Raw genomic sequence first — 2,869 nt, forward strand, 5'->3', positions numbered from 1 at the left:
ACGGCACCACCGTCGACTGGCCCACCCTCTTCCAAGGCAACAACACACAACGAGTCGACCTGCCCACCTACCCCTTCCAGCGCGAGCGGTACTGGCTGATGCCCTTGGCCGACGCGCCGCGGAACTCGCCGACGGACGATGCGTTGTTCACCGTCGAGTGGGAGGCCGCCGCCGGACGCGACGACGTCCGCCCGCGCCGGTGGGGTGCGCTGGCTTCGCAGGCGGATGGCTTCGAGCACGGCCTCGTCGCCGAGGAGTTCGACGGTGTCGAGGCTGCGGCGGCCGCCGCAGCGCAGATCGACGCTCTCGTCGTGCCGTGGGTGCCGGGGGACCTGTCGGAGCCCGTCGCCTCCGTTCACGATGCCACGGCCCGCGCTCTCGAACTGCTGCAGCGGGTGCTGGCCGACGAGCGCCTTCCGGAGCTTCCGCTCGTCGTACTGACGCGAGGCGCGGTGAACGCCGCACCCGAGGACGCGACGGATCCGGCGGCATCGGCGGTGTGGGGGCTCCTGCGTTCCGTGCAGACGGAGCACCCCGGCAGGATCGTGCTCGTCGACACCGACGGCGCCGCCCCCACCCCGCAGCTGCCCTCGCTCCTGTCCTCGGTACTGACGGGCGGGATGACCGAAGCAGCCCTGCGGCAGGGCACCGTACTGACTCCGCGGCTGCGCCCCCTGCGCTCCCTGGGCCGCCGGGCTGCTCCCGACGCACCGAACCAGGCGACCTGGTCCACCACCGGCACCGTTCTGATCACCGGTGGTACGGGTCTCCTCGGTGCGGCCGTCTCCCGGCATCTGGTCCTGGAGCACGGCGTCACGAGCCTCCTGCTCGTCGGCCGTGGCGGTGAACAGGCAGGCGAGGCAGAGGAATTGACGGTCGAGCTGAAGGAACTCGGCGCGGATGTCACCATCGCCACCGGCGATGTCGCCGACCGGGACGCTCTCGCCGCCCTGCTGTCGGGGCTCCCGGCGGACCGTCCTCTCACCGGTGTCGTCCACGCCGCAGGTGTCCTCGACAACGGTCTGTTCGAGACCCTGACCCCGGACCGGCTGCACGCGGTGCTCCGCCCGAAGGTCGACGGCGCATGGAACCTCCATGAGCTGACCCGTGACATGGAACTCACGGCGTTCGTGCTGTTCTCCTCGACCGTGGGGGTCTTCGGCGGTCCCGGTCAATCGAACTACGCCGCTGCCAACGCCGCCCTGGACGCCCTCGCCCACCACCGTCAGAGCCACGGCCTGCCGGCGACGTCCATCGCCTGGGGGCTGTGGGAAGGAGGCGGCATCAACGGCCGGTTGGACGACAGGGACCTCGACCGGTTCGCGCGGAGCGGTTTTCGCGTGACCGACCGGGCACAGGGACTCACGCTCCTCGACCGGTCCCTCGCCTCGGGCGGGCCGGCGGTGGTTGCCACCCCGCTGGACGAGAGGGAGATACGTTCCGGAGGCCAGATCCCGCACCTGCTGCGCACGGTGCTGCCGAGCGGACCGGAGCGGCACGCTCCTGAGGGGTCGGTGCCCGAGCCGTCGCGGACGGAGCAGTCGCCTACGGAGCAGTTGGCCACGGAGTTGGCCGCGCTGTCGCCCTTGGAGCGGGAGCAGTGGGCGCTCGCTCTCGTGCGCGCCGAAGTGGCGTCGGTCCTCGGTCACGCGTCGTCGGAAGCCGTGACCTCGGAGCGCTCGTTCCAGGACCTGGGGCTCGATTCGATGACCGCCGTCGAGTTGCGCAACCGGGTCAACGCGGCCACCGGCATCCGTCTCCCCGCCACGGTGGTCTTCGACCACCCGAGTCCCGCTGCCCTCGCCGGCCACCTGCTGGAGCGGCTCGGGCCGGTCACCGGCAACGCGGCGCGCTCGGCGCTGGCCGAACTCGACAAGGTCGACGCCCTGCTCGCCGCGGAGCCGCCCCAGGAGGAGGAGCGCGCCGAGCTCACCGCACGGCTGCAGGCTCTGATGGCGAGGGTGAAGCGGCCCGATGCGGGGTCTCCGACGCGGGAGGAGGACGACCCGCTCGCATCGGCGTCCGCGGAGGAGCTCTTCAGCTTCATCGACTCCCAGCTCGGCTGATCCGTACAGCGACGCCCGGCCGACCCGCATTCCTCCGTACAGCGGCGCCCGGCCGACCCGCATTCCGACGACTCTCGCCGTTCCTGTGCCTCAAGGAGAAATCGATCCTCTATGACCAACGAAGAGAAGCTCGTCGAGTACCTCCGGCGGGTGACCGCCGATCTCCACAAGGCTCAGCAGCGGCTCGCCGAACTGGAAGGCGGCACCGGGGAGCCCATCGCCATCGTGTCGATGGCCTGCCGCTTCCCTGGTGGGGCGACCTCGCCCGAGGAGCTGTGGCGGCTCGCGGCGGAGGGCGTCGACGCCATCACCCCCTTCCCGACGGACCGCGGCTGGGACCTGGAGAGGCTCTACGACCCCGACCCCGAGACGCCGGGTACGTCGTACACGCGGGAAGGCGGGTTCCTGCACGACGCCGCGCTCTTCGACGCCGCGTTCTTCGGCATCGCACCGCGCGAGGCCCGGGCCATGGACCCTCAGCAGCGGCTGCTGCTCGAAACGGCGTGGGAGACGATCGAGCGGGCCGGCATCGACCCCGAGTCCCTGAAGGGCAGTCGTACCGGTGTGTTCGCGGGCGTGGTGGAACAGAGCTACCTGGGGCTCGAAGGGCCGGAGGAGTCCGAGGGCTATCTGCTCACCGGCAAGCTCAGCAGCGTCGCCTCCGGGCGTATCTCCTATACGTTCGGCTTCGAGGGTCCGGCGATCTCGGTCGACACGGCCTGCTCGTCCTCCCTGGTCGCCCTCCACCTCGCGGCCAACGCACTGCGCCGCGGTGAGTGCGACCTGGCGCTCGCGGGCGGCGC

At 71.2% G+C, this 2,869-nt stretch carries 2 protein-coding genes; both read left to right on the forward strand.

Features of this window, described 5'->3' with window-relative positions; all coding sequences use genetic code 11:
* Window positions 1–2,066 (forward strand): beta-ketoacyl reductase (locus ACF1G2_RS36015; RefSeq protein WP_391802366.1); only part of this gene is annotated, 2,066 nt, incomplete at its 5' end.
* 111 nt (window positions 2,067–2,177) lie between these two features.
* A partial coding sequence (locus ACF1G2_RS36020) for a beta-ketoacyl synthase N-terminal-like domain-containing protein (protein WP_391802367.1) occupies window positions 2,178–2,869 on the forward strand: 692 nt, incomplete at its 3' end.

The sequence above is a fragment of the Streptomyces sp. NPDC013457 genome, from assembly GCF_043089925.1.
In the GTDB taxonomy this organism is placed as follows: Bacteria; Actinomycetota; Actinomycetes; order Streptomycetales; family Streptomycetaceae; genus Streptomyces.